This is a genomic window from Bifidobacterium asteroides (assembly GCF_048001765.1).
Classification (GTDB): Bacteria; Actinomycetota; Actinomycetes; order Actinomycetales; family Bifidobacteriaceae; genus Bombiscardovia; species Bombiscardovia asteroides_K.
Map to the genome: position 1 here is coordinate 1335964 of NZ_CP181447.1, position 16855 is coordinate 1352818.

Consider the following 16855-nt stretch of genomic DNA (forward strand, 5'->3'; position numbering starts at 1 on the left):
ACCACTGCGTCTAAGTCAGGAACGCGCAGACACAGACAACTGATCGATCAGGTCTTGGGGAATGTGGTCGACCACGCAGGCGGCCATGCGCCGGTAGCCTTCAACCCCCGGATGGAAGTGGTCAATGCCCCAGAAATCGGGTCGGTCAGTGCCGACATCGTCGCGGGTGGCATCCACGAAGGGCACCGAGGCCTCTTGGCAGACCTGACGGCTGGTCTGCGTCTGACGGGCTATCCGACGTTCCACCTCGGCCCTGAGTGCCCGGCCCAGGGCAGGATCCCGATAAAGTTGACCGGAGCTCAGGACCAGCACCCGACGGCCCTTGTTTTTGGCCAGTTCGATGCTGGCAGCCAGGTCATCCCGCCATTGTTCGTCGGTGCGGTTGGCCATGATGTCGTTGGATCCTGCACACAGGACCAGCAGATCAGGATGGTCCTGCAGGGCGGGCAGGAACCGGTAACGCACCCTGCGGATGGTGGCCCCCAGCCGGCCCTGGGTCGACCAGGACACCGGACGTCCCAGTCGGGTGGCCAGGCAGGCGGCTATATCAGGGGCAAAGCCCTGGCTCTGGTCCTTCACCCCGCAGCCGACTGCCATGGAGTCGCCCACCACCAGCATGGTCAATGGCTCCAGGTCGCGGCCTTGGTCCGGAGGCGAGCACAACCCCTGGCGGGAACCGGGCGGCTCCTTGGCCAGAGTGATGTGCTGCTTGGCCCACCAAGCCTGGACCAGTGCCACCGGATTCATGTTCGCCGCCGCCTTTCGCCGTTTACTCTTCCTGTTGAGGAATTGCCGTTGGGCATTCTAACGCGGCCACCGGTCCGGCGGATACCAGAAGCTTCACCTGGGAGGACGGTAGGCAGGCCCGTCAGACTGTGAGTCGGCGAAGGTCTTCAGTTCCTCCAGCGCACGTGCAGCCTGGTCCATCTGCTCCTTGACCCTCTCCGGTGCAGTGCCTCCCTGGCCCCGGCGAGCGCGCACGGCTCCCCCGGCGGTCAGGACCGAGCGAACCTCTGGAGCCCGATCTGCGGGCACCCAGTCAGCGAAGACCTTGACGAAATCGCCATCATCCAGGTCGGCCAGCTCACAACCACGACCCTCGGCCAGCTTGACGCAGGCCCCGGAGAGTTCGTGGGCATGCCGGAAGGGCACACCCTGCCTGACCAGCCACTCGGCCAGGTCGGTGGCCAGGGCGAATCCTGTGGGGGCCTGCTCCTCCAGGCGGTCCTTGTTGAAGGTCAAGGTGGCGACCATGCCGGCAAAGGCGGGCAACAGGACCTCCAGGGTGTCCACCTGGTCGAAGACCGCCTCCTTATCCTCCTGCAGATCGCGTGCATAGGCTGTCGGCAGCCCCTTGAGAGTGGTCAGCAGGCCTGCCAGATCCCCGACCAGTCGACCGGCCTTGCCTCGGGCCAGCTCGGCAACGTCCGGATTCTTCTTCTGGGGCATGATGGAGGAACCGGTCGAGTAGCCGTCGTCCAAGCGTACAAAAGCGAACTCCTGGGTGTTCCAGATGATGATCTCCTCGGCCAGCCTGGACAGATCCACGCCGATCATGGCGGCGACGAAGGCGAACTCAGCCACCACATCCCTGGCGGCGGTCCCGTCGATGGAGTTGGCGCAGACCCGGCTAAAGCCCAGATCCCGGGCCACCGGCAGGGGGTCCAGACCCAGGGTGGTGCCGGCGAGCGCGCCAGATCCATATGGGCTGGCATCGGCACGCTTATCCCAGTCCCTCAGGCGTTCCAGGTCACGGACAAGAGGCCAGACATGGGCCATGAGTTGGTGGGCCAGCAGGACGGGCTGGGCGTGCTGCATATGGGTGCGGCCGGGCATGACCGTGGTTCCCGCAGCCCGAGCCTGATCCATCAGAGCCTGGGCCGTGCTCAGCAGGTCCTTGGCCAGCACCCGGGCGTGGCGACGCAGCCAGATCCGAATGAGGGTGGCGATCTGATCGTTGCGCGAGCGCCCGGCCCGCAGCTTGCCGCCCAGCTGGTCCCCCGCTATGTCAATGAGGCCGCGCTCCAGGGCCGTGGCCTCATCCTCGTCGCCAGGCTCAGGGGCGAAGGCGCCGGAGTCCACCTGGTCCTGGAGTTCATCCAGAGCCTGCTCCATACGTGCCAGCTCGTCATCATCCAGCAGTCCAGCACGGTTGAGGGCCCGTGCGTGGGCTCGGGAACCAGCCAGGTCGTCGTCGGCCAGACGCCAATCGAACTGGGTGGATCGGCTGAGCTCGACCAGGGCCGGCGAGGGCCCACTGCTGAAACGCCCGCCCCAGAGGGCCATGGGCTTGTCGCCGCTGCTCACCGCTCTTGTCCGTCCTGTTCTTGTCCGTCCTGTGCGATGCCGTTGCCGAAGCGCATGTCACGGGCGGCGGCCACCTTGTCTGCCAGGCCGTAGATGGCGATGAACCCGTTGGAGGCGTTCTGGTCGAAGCTGTCGCCGGACTCATAGGTGGCCAGGCTGTAGTCGTAGAGGGAGCTGTCGGAGTGCCGGCCGGTGACCACGGCCCGTCCTCCGTGCATGACCATGCGGATGCGACCGGAGACATAGCGTTGGGTCTCTTCGATGAAGGCGTTCAGGGAGCGGACGGCAGGCGAGTACCACTGGGCGTCGTAGACCAGTTCGCCCCAGCGCTTGTCGATGTCGCGCTTGATCCGGTGCTGTTCGCGCTCCAGGCAGCAGTTCTCCAACTCCTGGTGGGCGGTGATCAGGGCCACGGCCCCCGGAGCCTCGTAGAGCTCGCGGGACTTGATGCCCACCAGCCTGTCCTCAATCAGATCCACACGTCCGATCCCCTGGGCTCCGGCGCGGCGGTTCATCTCCTCGATGGCCTCCAGAGGGGTGACGGCCCTGCCGTCGATGCGCACGGGAATGCCCTGCTCGAAGTCGATGGTCACCTCGTCCTCGACCGGCGGGAAGGCCGGGTCGTCGGTGTAGGAGTAGACATCCTTGGTGGGTCCGTTCCAGGGATCCTCCAGGTAACCGGTCTCGATGGCCCGTCCCCAGACATTCTGGTCGATGGAATAGGGGCTCTCCTCGGTCTGTTCGATGGGCAGGTGGTGCTCCTTGGCGTAGGCGATCTCCACATCGCGCATCAATCCCAGGTCGCGGATGGGGCTGATGGCCTTCAGCGACGGGTCGATGGACATGATGGAGACTTCGAAACGGACCTGGTCGTTGCCCTTGCCGGTGCAGCCGTGGGCTATGGTGTCGGCACCGTACTGGTGGGCCGCCTGGACCAGATGCTTGGTGATCAGTGGCCTTGAGATGGCCGATACCAGCGGGTAGACGCCCTCGTACATGGCATTGGCCTTGAGTGCCAGCATGCAGTAATCCCTGGCGAACTCGTCCCGGGCATCCACCACGACGGATTCGACGGCCCCGCAGTCTAGGGCCCGCTGGCGGATGGTCTGCAGACGCTCGCCGCCCTGGCCCACATCCAGGGAGACGGCCACCACATCCTTGCCGGTGCGCTCCTTGAGGTAGGGAATGGACACCGAGGTGTCCAGGCCGCCTGAGTAGGCCAGCACGATGCGATTGTTTTCGGTCATGGCGATCCTCTTTCCTTCTAATTTCACACTTGCAGATATTCGGTTCGCACCTACTGCGATCATCGGGCCCTGGCATCCTCCTGGCCCGAGACGATGGTCATGAGCCAGTTGGCCCGGGATGATGCCGCCTCATCGTCGGCTGCGATGATCAGAATCGTGTCGTCCCCGGCTATGGTGCCCAGGATGCCCTTGATCGGCTGACGGTCCAGGGCGGAAGCCGCATACTGGGCGGCGCCGGCCGGGGTTCTTACCACCAACAGGTTGCGGGCCCGGGCCACCGAGGTGATCAGCCCGGTCAGGATCTTGGCCAGGTAGGCGTCGGTCTTGTTCTCCCCCTCAACCTCAGGCCCTTCGGCGGCAGCGGCCTCCATGGCCTGCTGATCGGTGGTGGCGGGAATCCAGTAGGCCATGCTCCCGTCTGCATACCGCAGCTTGGTGGCATGCAGGTCGTCCAGGTCCCGGCTCAGAGTGGCCTGGGTCACCTCAATGCCCTGCTCAGCCAGGAGGGAGGACAGCTGCTGCTGGGAGTTGACCCGATGTCGGTTCAGCGCCTGGCGGATGGCGTCCAGCCGGGCCACCTTGGTCGTCGGCCGCATCAGCACACCCCCTGCAGGAGGGATTCGTCGCCCCGGGAGCGGGCCACCAGCCAGGTCATCAGTGCCTTCTGGGCATGCAACCGGTTTTCAGCCTCGTCCCAGACCACGGACTGGGGGCCATCGATGACCTCGGCCGTCACCTCCCGGCCCCTGTAGGCGGGCAGGCAGTGCTGGAAGAGGGCATCCGGGCGGGCATGGGCCATAAGTCGGGCGTTGACCTGATAGGGCAGGAAGGGATGGGAGCGAACGTCGTACTGGTCCTCCTCGCCCATGGAGACCCAGGTGTCGGTGAAGACGCAGTCAGCGTCCTCGACGGCCTGGACCGGATCCGTGGTGACCAGAATGGATCCTCCGTTTTCAGCGGCCAGGGTCCGCGCCTGGTCAACCAGGCCCGGATCGGGCAGAAAGCCGTTGGGCCCGGCAATCCGCACGTTCATGCCGGCCACTGCTCCGCCAAGCAGATAGGAGTTGGCCATGTTGTTGGCTGCGTCGCCCAGGTAGGCGATGGTCATGCCAGCCAGGGCGTCGACCCCGCCCCGGTGCTGGGCCAGGGTCAGGAAGTCGGCCAGGACCTGGCAGGGGTGGAAGGAGTCTGTCAGCGCGTTGATGACGGGCACGGTGGCATGGGCGGCCATGGTCTCCACCCGATCCTGTCCGAAGGTGCGCCAGACTATGGCGGATGTCATCCGCGTCAGCACGTTGGCAGTGTCCGCCACGGGTTCGCCACGGCCCAGCTGCGAGCCTGGGCTGTCGATGACCATGGGGTAGCCGCCCAGCTGGGCCACGCCTACGCAGAAACTGGTTCTGGTGCGCGTGCTGGGCTTGTCGAAGATGATCGCCACGGCTTGAGGACCCAGGAAAGGCCTGGACAAATAGGGATTGGCCCTGAAGGCCATGCCCAGCCGAAGCACCTCCAGCTGCTCCTCGTGGTTGAGGTCGTCGTCACGAAGCATGTGCCGCAAACCGCTGTTCATCTCTGCCTCCCTTACGGTGTCGTCACGATTGTCTCTGAATGCTGTAAATCACCGATCACCCTGCGGCGAATCCACGTCCCCGAGACGGGTCGGGACCTTGGAAAGAATGTCAACGGCCAGGTCGATCTGATCGGCCTGGATGATCAGCGGCGGCGCCAGACGCAGGGCATCAGGGGCCACGGGATTGACTATCAGCCCGTGGTCCAGGCACCAGGCGGCCACCTTGCTGGCACAGGGGGACCTCAGCTGGATGGCATCCAGCAGACCCCTGCCTCTGACCGAAGTGAAGAGGGGGTTGCCGCAGGCGGCTATGCCATCGCGCAGCCTCTTCCCCATCCGCTCTGCCCGTTCCAGCAGACCCTCCCGCTGGATGGTCTCCAGGGTGGTCAGCGCCAGGGCCGATCCCAGGGGGTTGCCACCGAAGGTGGAACCGTGCGTGCCAGGGGTCAGCAGACCGGAAGGCCCGGAGCCGAAGGTGATCATCCCGCCCATGGGGAAGCCGCCAGCCACCCCCTTGGCGAAGGTAAGCACATCAGGGCAGGCACCGCCGGACAGGCTTTGATCCTGGAAGGCGAACCAGTGGCCGGTTCTGCCCATGCCGGTCTGCACCTCGTCAAGAATCATCAATGCACCATGCCGACTGCAGAGCTCACGCACCTTTTGCACATAGTCGGGCTCCAGCGGCAGCACGCCAGCCTCACCCTGGATGAGCTCCAGTATGACGGCGGCCACTGGCTGGTCGGAAGCCTCTTCTCCGGTGAAGGCCTCCTCCAGGGCTTTGGGGTCGCCGGAGGGCAGAAAGCCCATCCTCGGCACCAGGGGCTGGAAGGGCTCACGGATGGCAGGCTTCCAGGTCAGGCTCAGCGAGCCCATGCTGCGACCGTGAAAACTGTGGGTCAGGGCCAGGATCCTCCCGGGATTCCCGCCCATGCGAGTGCCATGCAGCCGGGCCAGCTTGATTGCCGCCTCATTGGCCTCGGTTCCGGAGTTGCAGAAGAAGACGCGCGAACCATCCGGGGCCTGGGCCAGCTCCAGCAGCCGCTCGGCCAGTTCAATCTGAGGCCGGGATGCGAAGAAGTTGCTAATGTGAGCCATTTTGCCGGCCTGCTCGGCCAGGGCCTTGTTCCAGGCAGGATGGGCGTAGCCCAGGGCGTTAACCGCTATCCCCGCCAGCATGTCCAGATAACGATTGCCGTCAACGTCCCATATCCATGCGCCTTGACCGTGATCCATGACCCTGCCCGGCCTTCCGAAGACCTTCATATGGACATGGTCATAGCGATCGGCCCATTGGCGACTCCGGGGACCCTCAACCGTTTCAGCTGGCTCCGCAATCTCGCCGCAATCTTGATCAGCCTTGTTCATGGCTCCTCCTCATGACCATTTCATGACCCGGCACAACGACGGTGCCGATCCCGTTTTGGGTGAAGATTTCGGTGAGCATGGAGTGCGGTTGTCGCCCGTCAATGATGTGGGCCTGACTGACCCCGGCACGCACAGCCTGCAGGCAGGCCTCCATCTTGGGACGCATCCCTGCCTTCATGTCTCCAAGCAGACCATCCAAACGATCCACGCCAATGCTGGAAATCAGGGAATCCGTCTGAGGCCAGTTGGCATAGAGTCCCTCGACATCGGTGAGAATGACCAGCTTTCTGGCGCCCAAGGCCGCAGCCAGGGCAGAGGCGGCGGCGTCGGCATTCACGTTGAGCACCTGGGTGGCGTCCTGCTCGTCCGGGGCCACCGAAGAAACCACAGGAATCCGCCCGGCATCAATCAGGTCCTCCACGGCCGAAGCATCCACAGCCACGACTTCGCCCACCAGGCCCAAGTCCACCGGGTGACCATCCACCATAGCGGTACGACGGGCAGCGCTGAACAGACCGGCATCTTCTCCAGACAGACCGACGGCCATGGGACCATGGGCATTGATGGCACCGACCAAATCCCTGCCCACCTGACCGGTCAGGACCATGCGGACCACCTTCATGATTTCCGGCGTGGTCACCCGAAGACCACCACGGAAAACCGAGGGGATGCCCAGGGCCTGAAGCATGTCGGAGATCTGAGGGCCTCCCCCATGGACAACCACCGGGTGCATTCCCACCTGCCGCAGGAAGACCATATCCTGAGCAAAGCACTGGCGCAGGTGGTCATCGACCATGGCATGGCCGCCATACTTGACCACGATCCGCTGACCTGCAAACTCCTCCAGCCAGGGCAGGGCCTCAATCAGCACCCGGGCCTTGCTGACATCGTCCAAGGCCCGTTCAGCTTCTGCCTCCTGCTCGCCATCTGCCATCCTTTTCCCTTTCCTCATTGCCGCTTCTGCCTCCGGTGCCTCACGCTCGTGCGCAAGCTCCGGATCAGGTGCGGTAGTCGGCGTTGATGGTCACATATTCGTGGGTCAGATCATCTGTCCAAACCGTTGCCTGGCGGTCGCCCTGACCAAGATCGATATCGATATGGACCTCGGGCACGTGCAGGTCAACCAGGGAGGGATCCTGGCCGGGGCGGCCTCCTTGGCAGACTTTGACTCCATTGAAGCTGACGTCCACACGGTCCGGATCATAGGCCGCCGTCGAAACCGGCACAGTACCCAGTGAGGCCACTACGCGACCCCAGTTGGGATCCTCGCCAGCCACTGCACACTTGAGCAGGGTGGAACCGGAGACAGCGCGGGCGCAGGCCAGGGCCGCGTCCTCACTCTCGGCCCCGTCCACCTGGATGCGGATACGGTGGCGGCTGCCCTCACCATCGGCCACAATGCGACGGGAGAGCTCACCGCAGGCCTGGCTGAGCAACTCCTGGAACTGATCGGGGTCAGGACGAACACCAGAAGCGCCGGAGGCCATGAGCAGGACCGTGTCATTGGTGGACATGCAACCGTCCACATCGATCCGGTTGAAGCTGAGCCGGCAGGCTTCAGCCAGATCGCGGCGGGCCTGATCAGGCTCCACAATGGCATCAGTGGTGATCAGGCAGATCATGGTGGCCAGCTGCGGGGCGATCATCCCCGAGCCCTTGACCATGCCGCCCAGCCGCCAGCCGGAACCGTCCAGGGATACAGTCTTGGTACAGGTGTCGGTGGTCAATATGGCCTTGGCTGCCGCTTCACCGGCCTCCTGGCTGGTCGACAGCTCCTGAGCCGCCTGGTCGATGCCGGCCAGTATGGGGTCCAGGTGCAGCAGGTGGCCGATGATCCCGGTGGAACAGACGGCAACCTGTTCGGCTGGCAGACCCAGATTCTTGCCTGTCCGCTCAGCCATGGCCTTGGCCTGGTCCAGGCCCTCGGAACCCGTGCAGGCGTTGGCATTGCCCGAGTTGATGACCACGGCTCCTGCCCGGCCCTCTTTCAAAATCCTGCTGGTCCAGATGACCGGAGCGGCCCGGAAGCGGTTGGGAGTGAAGACACCTACAGCAGTATCCATGGGCCCCTTGTTGACAACCAAGGCCAGGTTGCGGCGGCGTGAACCTCCCGGGCGATGGGCGATGGCGGTGCCTGTCTGGAAGCCCGCGGCGTAGGTGATGCTCATGGTGCCACTCCTATGGTTGTCAGACCGGTTTCCTCGGGCAGGCCCAGGGCCAGGTTGACGGCCTGAAGGGCCTGGCCGGCGGTACCCCGGGTCAGGTTGTCGATGGCTGCGAAAGCATAGAGACGGTCGGCGCGTTCGTCTGTGAGGACCTGAACCTGCGCCAGGTTCGAACCGTAGACGTCAGCCGTGGAGGGGAGCCTGCCCTGGGGCAGCAGATCAACGAACGGCTCCTTGGCGTAGATCTTTTCCCAGACGGCACGAATGCCTTCCGCGCCCAAGGCACGCCCACGCGCGTTCAGTTTGGCCGAAACCACGGCCAGGATTCCACGTGACATGGGAACCAGGATAGGGGTCAGCCCCAGGCGAATCGGTTGATGGTCCTCCCCCAGGTCCGGATTGGCTGCTTCCGCCTTGCGCAGGTTCTGCAGGATTTCGGGGATATGCCTGTGGGTGCCACCGACCGAATAGGGATGGGCTGAATTGATGGCTTCAGCTGCAAGTAGATCCATTCTGCTGCTGGAGCGACCAGCACCCGAGTAGGCCACGGCAAGATCGGCCACCAGGTCATCGGACTGCACCAAGCCGGCAGCCAGCGCCGGCTGGAAAGCCAGGGTGACTGCGGTTACGTTGCAACCCGGACCTGCTATCCGGCGAGCATGCTTGAGCAGTTCACGCTGACGAACGCCTTCTGCCGTCAATAGCTCCGGCATTCCGTAGGTCCAAGGAGAGAAAAAGTGCCCGCCGTAGTAGTCCTGCCAGTCGGCCGGATCCTCCAGCCGATGGTCGGCACCCAGATCGACCAGTATCGATTGCGAATCCAGCTGCTCTGCCAAGGGACCAGAGGCACCATGAGGCAGGGCCAGCACCACCAGATCATGACCGGCCAGGATCTTCGGGTCTGTGGCCTGAATCTCTAGCGAGGCCAGCGAATTCGGAAGATTGGGCGAGAACTCCCCCAGCTGTCGACCCGCTGAACTGCGCCCAGTGACCGTACATACCCGGAAGGCGGGGTGAGCGGCCATGAGTCGGATCATTTCAGAACCGGCATACCCGGAGGCCCCCACCACGGCCACTGTATATTGGTGCATGAACGCTCCTTTCGCCGGGCACCATCATAAATAGTCATGCGACAAAATGCATAATTATGCAATCTGGCGTGTCGTTATGCTTTGTTCCGCGCAAATGGGTCATAACCGGACTCACGGTTGCGGATGTATTCCATCTGGGTGCTGGCCTTGTCCGCGGCCTCGGGCCCGCAAGTGTCTTCAACATAGTCCAAGGCCATATCGATGCCAGCCGAGATGCCCGAGGAGGTGCGGAACTTTCCATCGACCACCCAACGGGCCTCTTTGATCCAATCCACCCTCTCACCCGTGCTGACCACCCAGTCAAAGGCCAGATCGTTGGAGGTGGCCCGCCGACCATCCAGAGCACCGGCAGCAGCCAGCAGAGCCGAACCCGTGCAGACAGTCAGCACCTGCGAAGACTGCGCAACCAGGCTCCGCAGATTGTTTAGCCAGCGGTCATCGTCGACCATGGCGCGCGTGCCGGACCCGCCCGGTATAAGCAGAACCCCCCTGGGATCGATCTGCTCTGGTCCCAGGGCCTCGACCCTGGCACCGCCCTCGCTGACTTTCACGCCAGGACCATCCAAGGAGAATATCCGCACGCGGGCGCCATCTGTGTTGATGAAAACCTCAAAGGGCCCGAAGACATCCAGGGGTTCGAATCCGTCGAATACGACAATATTGACATCCGGCACCATTCGAATGAACCTCTCCCCACTGGCAGACCTGCCCTCATCAGACGCACAGGCATGAATACTCATTGGCGCCAATGCTCACTTCCGGGAAGTGACATCACCGCCTCAATCGATGGTACCGCCAGGCCCATAACTGCCAGGTCCTTCCTGGCACTCTTTCACAGCTTCTTGCTCTCAGCCCACGAGGTATGAGCTTGCATAGGTGCGCAAACTTCTGCTGATACTGGCGGCACCTGTACCTTGAGAGTTCAGGCGCTGACGCCATCCCCGCCAGAGCCGCCGCCACCCGTTGAGGGCGACGGCATCATCTGCTGGTAGAAGTCGTTCAGGGAAATGCCGTTGGCCAACAGCCAGAGCCAAGCCAGGGTGAAGAGCAGGTTGATGATCAGGGCAGCCATGGCCAGCCCGTAGCCCTTCATATGCAGGTGACGTGTCCGATACATGGAAATGCCGCCGAGCAGAGCTGGAACCACAGGCATTGGAAGAAAGAGGGCCATGAAAAAGGCGATGATGGCACAGGGATCCCAGTGACCGTAGACAGGATTTTGGGAGGGATCGTTCAAATTGGGCATGCCCTGGGGAGGCCATCCCGGAGTACCAGGACGGGGTGTTTGGGGATTGCCAGGATTTCCGCCGCCACTGGGGCCCGGCTGCCCCGCCATGGGCATGGGCCGGTTGGCGGGGCTACTCTGGGACGAGTCGGATTCCTTGGCCTTGGGTTCGGGATCCGGGCGACCGTATATGTACGGATTCCATCCTGGATAACGATCGGCGCGCGCGCCGTACAAGGGCTGGTCGCCCCCATCATGATCCTGGCGGTCAGGTCCTCCAGCTGTGCCCTGTTCTTGAGAATCCGTCATGTCCCTCGGTCCCCTTGATGCACGGTCAGGCGCGCAGTACGGCGCCCAGACCCGCAGTCTTGTCAACGATGGCCTGACGCAGGGATTCGCTGTCCTCGGACGTCAAAGTACGGTCCGGGGCGCGGAAGGTGACTGCGAAGGCCAGCGATTTTGCATGCTCACCGATCTGATCGCCAGTGAAAACGTCGAACAGCTCGATGGATTCAAGACTAGACCCAGCCGCTTCTCTGATGGCGGAAGTCAGGTCGGCAGCCGAGACCGTGTCCGGCACGGTGAAGGCCAGATCCTGACGAACCGGCGGGAAGGTTGAAACCGGCTTGGCCTGCAGTGGGGTGTAGTCCAGATGGTCCAGCACCATGTCCAGGCTCAGCTCGAAGGCGGCTGAGTGGGCGGGGAAGCCAAGAGCCTGATCAACACGTGGATGCAACTCGCCCACCATACCGACGAGCGTGCCGTCGTTGAGAACCAGCTTTGCAGTACGGCCCGGATGCCACTGGTCAGGCACCTGCTCGGCCGAGGGCTGCTCCAGCCGATAATCGGCACCCAGCCTGTCCAAAACCCGGCGAGCCGATTCGACTGCATCGGTCCAATCCACATCCCTGGTGTCCTTGAGCCAGCCGTCCTCCTGGGCACGGCCCGTCAGCAAGGCCGCCACATGCAGCCGCTGCTCCGGCAGACCCTGGTCCAGGCGGGCCAGATCCTCATCACTGGGCCGCACGCCGCCTGGAAGGGTTGGTACCGCAGGAGCCTTGGGATCGCGACGGAAGACATAGCCGATCTCGAAGAGACGCACATCCGTGTTGCCACGTCGCAGGTTGCGCTCCACGGTGTTGGCCAGCGGCAGCAGCAGGCTCTGTCGCAGGTAGGGCCTGTCAGCGGCCATGGGATTGGCCAGCTCCACGCTGTTGACATGGACCTCATCAGGATCCATGCCGAAGTCCTTGAAATCATTGTCACCGACGAACGGGTAGTCCAGGACCTCGGTCAGCCCATACTCGGCCAGGGTGTCGGCCACCCAACGGCGACGCTGCTGGCGATCGGTCAGACCAACCGCACCGGACACCTTGGGTGATGGCACGGTGACGGGGATGCGATCGTAGCCCACCAGGCGGGCCACTTCCTCGACCAGGTCGCAGCCCTCGCCCAGGTCGGGCCTCCAGGTCGGCGGGGTCACCGACAGCTGTCCGGACGGCTCTCCCTGGACCGTGCAACCGATGTCGCGCAGAATGGCCACTATGCGCTGGGGCTCCACCTCCAGTCCTGTCAGCCGGGCCACCTCGCTGACGGAAAAGTCGATGACCGGCATGGGTTTGGTCTGGTTCATATCAAGCGGAGCATCCAGGTCCTGGCCGCCGGCAAGGCGATGCAGCAGGTCTGCGGCCATGGCTGCAGCAGCCGGTTGCATCTGCGGATCAACCCCACGCTCAAAGCGCTTGGAGGCCTCCGAGGGCAGCTTGTGGCGACGGGCGGTCCGGGCGATGGTGACCTGGTCGAAGTGGGCGGACTCGATCAGGATGTTCCGCGTCTGATCGGTCACCTCCCCATATAGACCCCCCATGACTCCGGCCAGACCCAGGATGCGGGATCCCTCCTGCCCATCGGGCGAGTCGGTGATGAGCAGATCCTCGGTGCTGAGCTCACGATCCTTGCCATCCAGAGTGGTCAGGTGCTCGCCCTGCCTGGCCCTGCGGACGACGATGGGCCCGCTGAGCTTGTCCAGATCGTAGGCATGCAGGGGCTGGCCCAGATCCAACATGACGTAGTTGGTGATGTCCACCGGCAGGCTGATGGAGCGCATGCCGGCCCGAACCAGCCGACGACGCATCCAGCTGGGAGTCGCCGCCTTGGGATCGCACCCGGTCAGGGCCCGCAGATAGTAGCGATCGCAACCGGGCTGACCATGAATGGGGTTGTTGTCCTCAACATGCACGGCCAGCGGAGCCTGATCCTCCCGAGTTGCAGAGGCCGGCACCGTCTTGTTCAGCTCAATCACCGGATCTGTATACTCAGCCCCTGTCGAGTGGTGGTATTCGCGGGCAACCCCCCTGTAGGAGAAGGCATAGCCACGATCGGGGGTGATGTTGATCTCAAGGACGGGCCTGTTCATATGGAGCAGGGCCATGGCATCGTCACCAGGCTTGAGCTGCTCATACTGTTCAGGGGTGAACCCGTAATTGCGCAGCAGGATGATGCCCTGATGGTCCGAACCCAGCCCCAACTCACGCTCGGAGGCGCACATGCCGTCCGAGATGTGGCCATAGGTCTTGCGCGGTTCGATACGGAAGTCCCCGGGCAGAACGGCCCCCGGCAGAGTCACCACCACTTTCTCGCCCGCAGCCATGTTCGGGGCCCCGCAGACGATGCCCCTGGGCACCTTGTGACCCTGGTCGTCCACAGCGTTGTACTGCTCGCCCACATCCACATGGCACCAGTTGATGGTCTTGCCGTTCTTCTGGGGCTCAGGCTCGGCATCCACCACATAGCCGACCACGATGGGCCCGGTCACTGTGGACTGATGGATGTCCTCTTCCTCCAGACCGACCCGGACCAGGTCCTTGGCCAGCTGTTCATAGGTCAGATCCTCAGGGACCTGCACATGCTCCTTGAGCCAGTCGATATCTACCATTGGCATCTGACGGTCACTCCCCCATCTCGAACTGCTGGCTGAACCGCACGTCGCCTTCTACCAGGTCGTGCATGTCATTGATGTCGTGGCGCAGGAGCAGGGTGCGCTCCATGCCCACGCCGAAGGCGAAGCCTGAGTAGCGCTGCGGGTCCACGCCGGCCGATCTCAGAACGTTGGGGTTGACCATGCCGCAGCCTCCCCATTCGATCCATCCGGGGCCGCCCTTTTTGTCCGGGAACCAGAGGTCCATCTCGGCGCTGGGCTCGGTGAAGGGGAAGTATGAGGGACGCAGTCTGGTCCGGGCCTCGGGGCCGAACATGGCCACGGCGAGCTTGTCCAGGGTGCCCTTGAGGTCGGCCATGGTCAGGTGTTCATCGACGGCGATGGCCTCGCACTGGTGGAAGACCGGGGTGTGGGTGGCATCCAGCTCGTCGGTGCGGAAGACCCTGCCGGTGCAGGCCACGTAGAGTGGCACACCGCGTGTTATCAAGGAACGGGCCTGGTCCGGCGAAGTGTGTGTGCGCATGACCATGTTGGAGCCGACGAAGCCGGCGGCATCCCTGGCCTGGTTGCCCTTGACGTAGAAAGTGTCCTGCATCTGGCGGGCAGGATGGTCAGGGCCGAAGTTGAGGGCATCGAAGTTGTACCACTCGGCCTCAAGCTCGGGGCCTTGGGCGATGCTCCAACCCATGGAGACAAAGAAGTCCTCCACGTCCTCCATGAGCTTGGACAGCGGGTGCCGGGCGCCCTGGGGACGGCGGTTGACCGGCAGGGTCATGTCCACCTGCTCGGCGGCCAGACGGCGGGACTCCTCCTCCTGGCGCAGCTGCCGCTCCTTGAGCCCGTAGGCACGACCGAAGTCAGCCTTGAGCTTGCCCGCTAGGCGGCCGGCGGTCTTCTTCTGATCCGCTGGCAGCCTTCCGATCATCCGTCCGGAACCGGCCAGGGCTGAACCTGTCCCCGCATACTGGGCCTTGATCGCCTTGAGCTCTTCCAAATCGGAGGCTTCGCGAATCCTGCCGATGCCCTCGTTGACCTCGTCGGTCATCGCCGCGGGGTCGAATTCTACCTGTGCCACCATGGACCTTTCCACTGTTGCCAATGCCGTGTCCGGGCCGCAAATCAGCGGAAATCCCGGTCGTTGACGCCTTCACATTCTTTCAATACGACTCGACATGGCCATGGCGTAGAGCAGCACTGCAGCCGAGGTAGCCAGATTGAGGGATTCAGCCCGCCCATATATGGGTATGCGGACGATCTGATCCATGGACTGCAACAGCTCATTGGGCAGTCCACGTGCCTCATTGCCGAAGAGCAGGGCCATGGGTTGACCCGCCGAGTCTGGCTTGGCCAGGGAACCGCTCGCCATCAAATCAGTCAGGGAGCTGACGGGTTTATCCGGTGTTCCATAGACATCCGCGGCCACCATGGTCCGGCCCTGCCGTCTGCACAAGGCCAGGAAGTCCTCGGTACTCATGGTCATCAGGGGGATGTGAAAGGCCGAGCCAGCCGTGGAGCGAATGACCTTGGGATTGGTGGGTTCCACGCACTGGTCCACCAGTATGACTGCCCGGCAACCAGCGGCATCGGCGGTGCGAATGACGGTTCCGGCATTGCCTGGATCACGAATCTGCCAGAAGGCCGCCACCAGGTCGATCCCCTTCACTGCCAAATCCCGAGAATCCTCATGATCCGTCGGTTGAGCCAAAAATCCATTAGTGCGCGCCTGGGCCAGGATTCCTTGGGCATTGCCGCTGATGGCATGCATGACCCGGGCCGAGACGAAGTGCCCATAGCAGTCAGGCAGCTCCCGGGCCTGCTCCATGATGGCACCCACATTCTCATTGAGCGGTTGCGGTTGACCACCCTGGGCTGCAGAAGAGGATTCACCCGCCTGAATATAGAGGTCAGTCAGCAGGTCGGGACGCCAGCGGACCGCCTCGCGCACGCTCTGCGGCCCCTCTATCACGAAGCGGCCATGACGCTGCCGGGCCCGCCGATCCTGCAGTTCAGCCAGGCGACGAATTCGTTGGGCATGGGGATTGTCAAGGAGGGAATCATCAAATGGCATGGGCACAACTCTAACCCCGGCAGTCGAGAGCATCGCTGACGGACCCTCATGAGCCCACATCTGTGGGAAATTTCACTGAAAGAAGGGTCTGCACCCCTTGTGCTCGGCCAACAAGGGGCTAGGGTAAAAGAACCGGTCGGGTCGACCACGTCCATCGCTGGTATGGCGCAGACCGACCATGGCACATCTGGCTTGGCCAGAATCATTGTGAGGAGACGATATGCCCGTATACACCCTTCCCGATCTGCCCTACGACTACTCGGCACTGGAGCCGTACGTGTCCGGCAAGATCATGGAGCTGCACCATGACAAGCACCATCAGGCTTATGTGAACGGGGCCAACAAGGCCCTGGAGCAGATCCACGATGCCGCCGAGTCCGGCAACGTGGCCCAGTCCAACCTGCTGGAGAAGAACCTGGCCTTCAACCTGGCCGGGCACAAGAACCACTCCATCTTCTGGAAGAACATGGCCCCGGCCGACGGCCAGGAGCCCACTGGCGAACTGAAGGCCGCCATCGAGGACCAGTTCGGGTCCTTCCAGGGCTTCCAGACCTACTTCGAGTCCATGTGTGCAGGCATCCAGGGCTCCGGCTGGGCCGTCCTGGCCTGGGATACCCTGGGCGAGCGCCTGGTCACCCTGCAGATGTACGACCACCAGGGCAACCTGCCCGTCACCATCTTCCCGCTGGTTCTGCTGGACCTCTGGGAGCACGCCTACTACCTGGAGTACCTGAACGACCGTGCCAGCTACGTCAAGGCCTGGTGGCACATCGTCAACTGGGAGGATGCTTCCAAGCGTTTCGACGAAGTGCGCAACATCAACACCACTCTGGCCAGGTAAAGGGCCAGCGCTTCCGACCACAGGCAAACCCTGGCCCT

The 16855-nt window shown here is 63.3% G+C and carries 15 protein-coding genes; 1 reads left to right on the forward strand and 14 read right to left on the reverse strand.

Translation table 11 applies throughout. The annotated features are described in order from the left end of the window. Nucleotides 1-15 precede the first annotated feature (15 nt). The 14 genes from ACNAOV_RS05245 to ACNAOV_RS05310 all read right to left on the reverse strand — a co-directional run bounded on the left by ACNAOV_RS05245 (nt 16) and on the right by ACNAOV_RS05310 (nt 15976). Nucleotides 16-747 (reverse strand): SGNH/GDSL hydrolase family protein, encoded by a 732-nt coding sequence (locus ACNAOV_RS05245; protein ID WP_416516882.1) that lies wholly within the window; start codon nt 745-747, stop codon nt 16-18. Between the two features lie 93 nt (nt 748-840). Continuing rightward, nucleotides 841-2307, reverse strand: a complete 1467-nt coding sequence (gene argH, locus ACNAOV_RS05250) for an argininosuccinate lyase (protein WP_416516883.1) — start codon at nt 2305-2307, stop codon at nt 841-843. Continuing rightward, nucleotides 2304-3554, reverse strand: a complete 1251-nt coding sequence (locus ACNAOV_RS05255; protein ID WP_198177530.1) for an argininosuccinate synthase — start codon at nt 3552-3554, stop codon at nt 2304-2306. The genes argH and ACNAOV_RS05255 overlap by 4 nt, the downstream gene beginning before the upstream one ends. A gap of 59 nt (nt 3555-3613) precedes the next feature. Further along, nucleotides 3614-4150: an arginine repressor gene (locus ACNAOV_RS05260; RefSeq protein ID WP_288805408.1), complete on the reverse strand. Its 537-nt coding sequence runs from the start codon at nt 4148-4150 to the stop codon at nt 3614-3616. After that, nucleotides 4150-5124 carry an ornithine carbamoyltransferase gene (gene argF / locus ACNAOV_RS05265; RefSeq protein ID WP_416516884.1) on the reverse strand — a complete coding sequence of 325 codons (975 nt, stop codon included), beginning with the start codon at nt 5122-5124 and terminating at the stop codon, nt 4150-4152. Before argF ends, ACNAOV_RS05260 begins: the two co-directional genes overlap by 1 nt. 48 nt (nt 5125-5172) lie before the next feature. Further along, a complete protein-coding gene (locus ACNAOV_RS05270) occupies nt 5173-6489 on the reverse strand; it encodes an acetylornithine transaminase (RefSeq protein WP_416516885.1) in 1317 nt (438 codons plus the stop codon). Beyond that, complete coding sequence (argB, locus tag ACNAOV_RS05275; RefSeq protein ID WP_416516886.1) at nt 6476-7423, reverse strand: acetylglutamate kinase; 948 nt, start codon at nt 7421-7423, stop codon at nt 6476-6478. The genes ACNAOV_RS05270 and argB overlap by 14 nt, the downstream gene beginning before the upstream one ends. A 64-nt stretch (nt 7424-7487) precedes the next feature. Further along, the gene (gene argJ / locus ACNAOV_RS05280) at nt 7488-8657 is read right to left on the reverse strand and encodes a bifunctional glutamate N-acetyltransferase/amino-acid acetyltransferase ArgJ (protein ID WP_416516887.1); all 1170 of its coding nucleotides are present in this window, start codon (nt 8655-8657) and stop codon (nt 7488-7490) included. Beyond that, complete coding sequence (gene argC / locus ACNAOV_RS05285) at nt 8654-9745, reverse strand: N-acetyl-gamma-glutamyl-phosphate reductase (RefSeq protein WP_416516888.1); 1092 nt, start codon at nt 9743-9745, stop codon at nt 8654-8656. Before argC ends, argJ begins: the two co-directional genes overlap by 4 nt. A gap of 74 nt (nt 9746-9819) precedes the next feature. After that, nucleotides 9820-10422, reverse strand: a complete 603-nt coding sequence (locus ACNAOV_RS05290; RefSeq protein ID WP_416516889.1) for a DJ-1/PfpI family protein — start codon at nt 10420-10422, stop codon at nt 9820-9822. 245 nt (nt 10423-10667) lie between these two features. Continuing rightward, a complete protein-coding gene (locus tag ACNAOV_RS05295) occupies nt 10668-11279 on the reverse strand; it encodes a DUF4190 domain-containing protein (protein ID WP_416516890.1) in 612 nt (203 codons plus the stop codon). 25 nt (nt 11280-11304) lie between these two features. Further along, on the reverse strand, nt 11305-13911 hold the full coding sequence (gene pheT, locus ACNAOV_RS05300) for a phenylalanine--tRNA ligase subunit beta (RefSeq protein WP_416516891.1): 2607 nt from the start codon (nt 13909-13911) through the stop codon (nt 11305-11307). A gap of 7 nt (nt 13912-13918) precedes the next feature. Next, complete coding sequence (gene pheS, locus ACNAOV_RS05305; RefSeq protein ID WP_416516892.1) at nt 13919-14986, reverse strand: phenylalanine--tRNA ligase subunit alpha; 1068 nt, start codon at nt 14984-14986, stop codon at nt 13919-13921. A 69-nt stretch (nt 14987-15055) separates the two neighbouring features. After that, complete coding sequence (locus ACNAOV_RS05310) at nt 15056-15976, reverse strand: TrmH family RNA methyltransferase (protein ID WP_416516893.1); 921 nt, start codon at nt 15974-15976, stop codon at nt 15056-15058. A gap of 220 nt (nt 15977-16196) precedes the next feature. Here ACNAOV_RS05310 and ACNAOV_RS05315 point away from each other — a divergent pair, with 220 nt between their 5' ends. Beyond that, nucleotides 16197-16817 (forward strand): superoxide dismutase, encoded by a 621-nt coding sequence (locus ACNAOV_RS05315; RefSeq protein WP_024626528.1) that lies wholly within the window; start codon nt 16197-16199, stop codon nt 16815-16817. Nucleotides 16818-16855 lie beyond the last annotated feature (38 nt).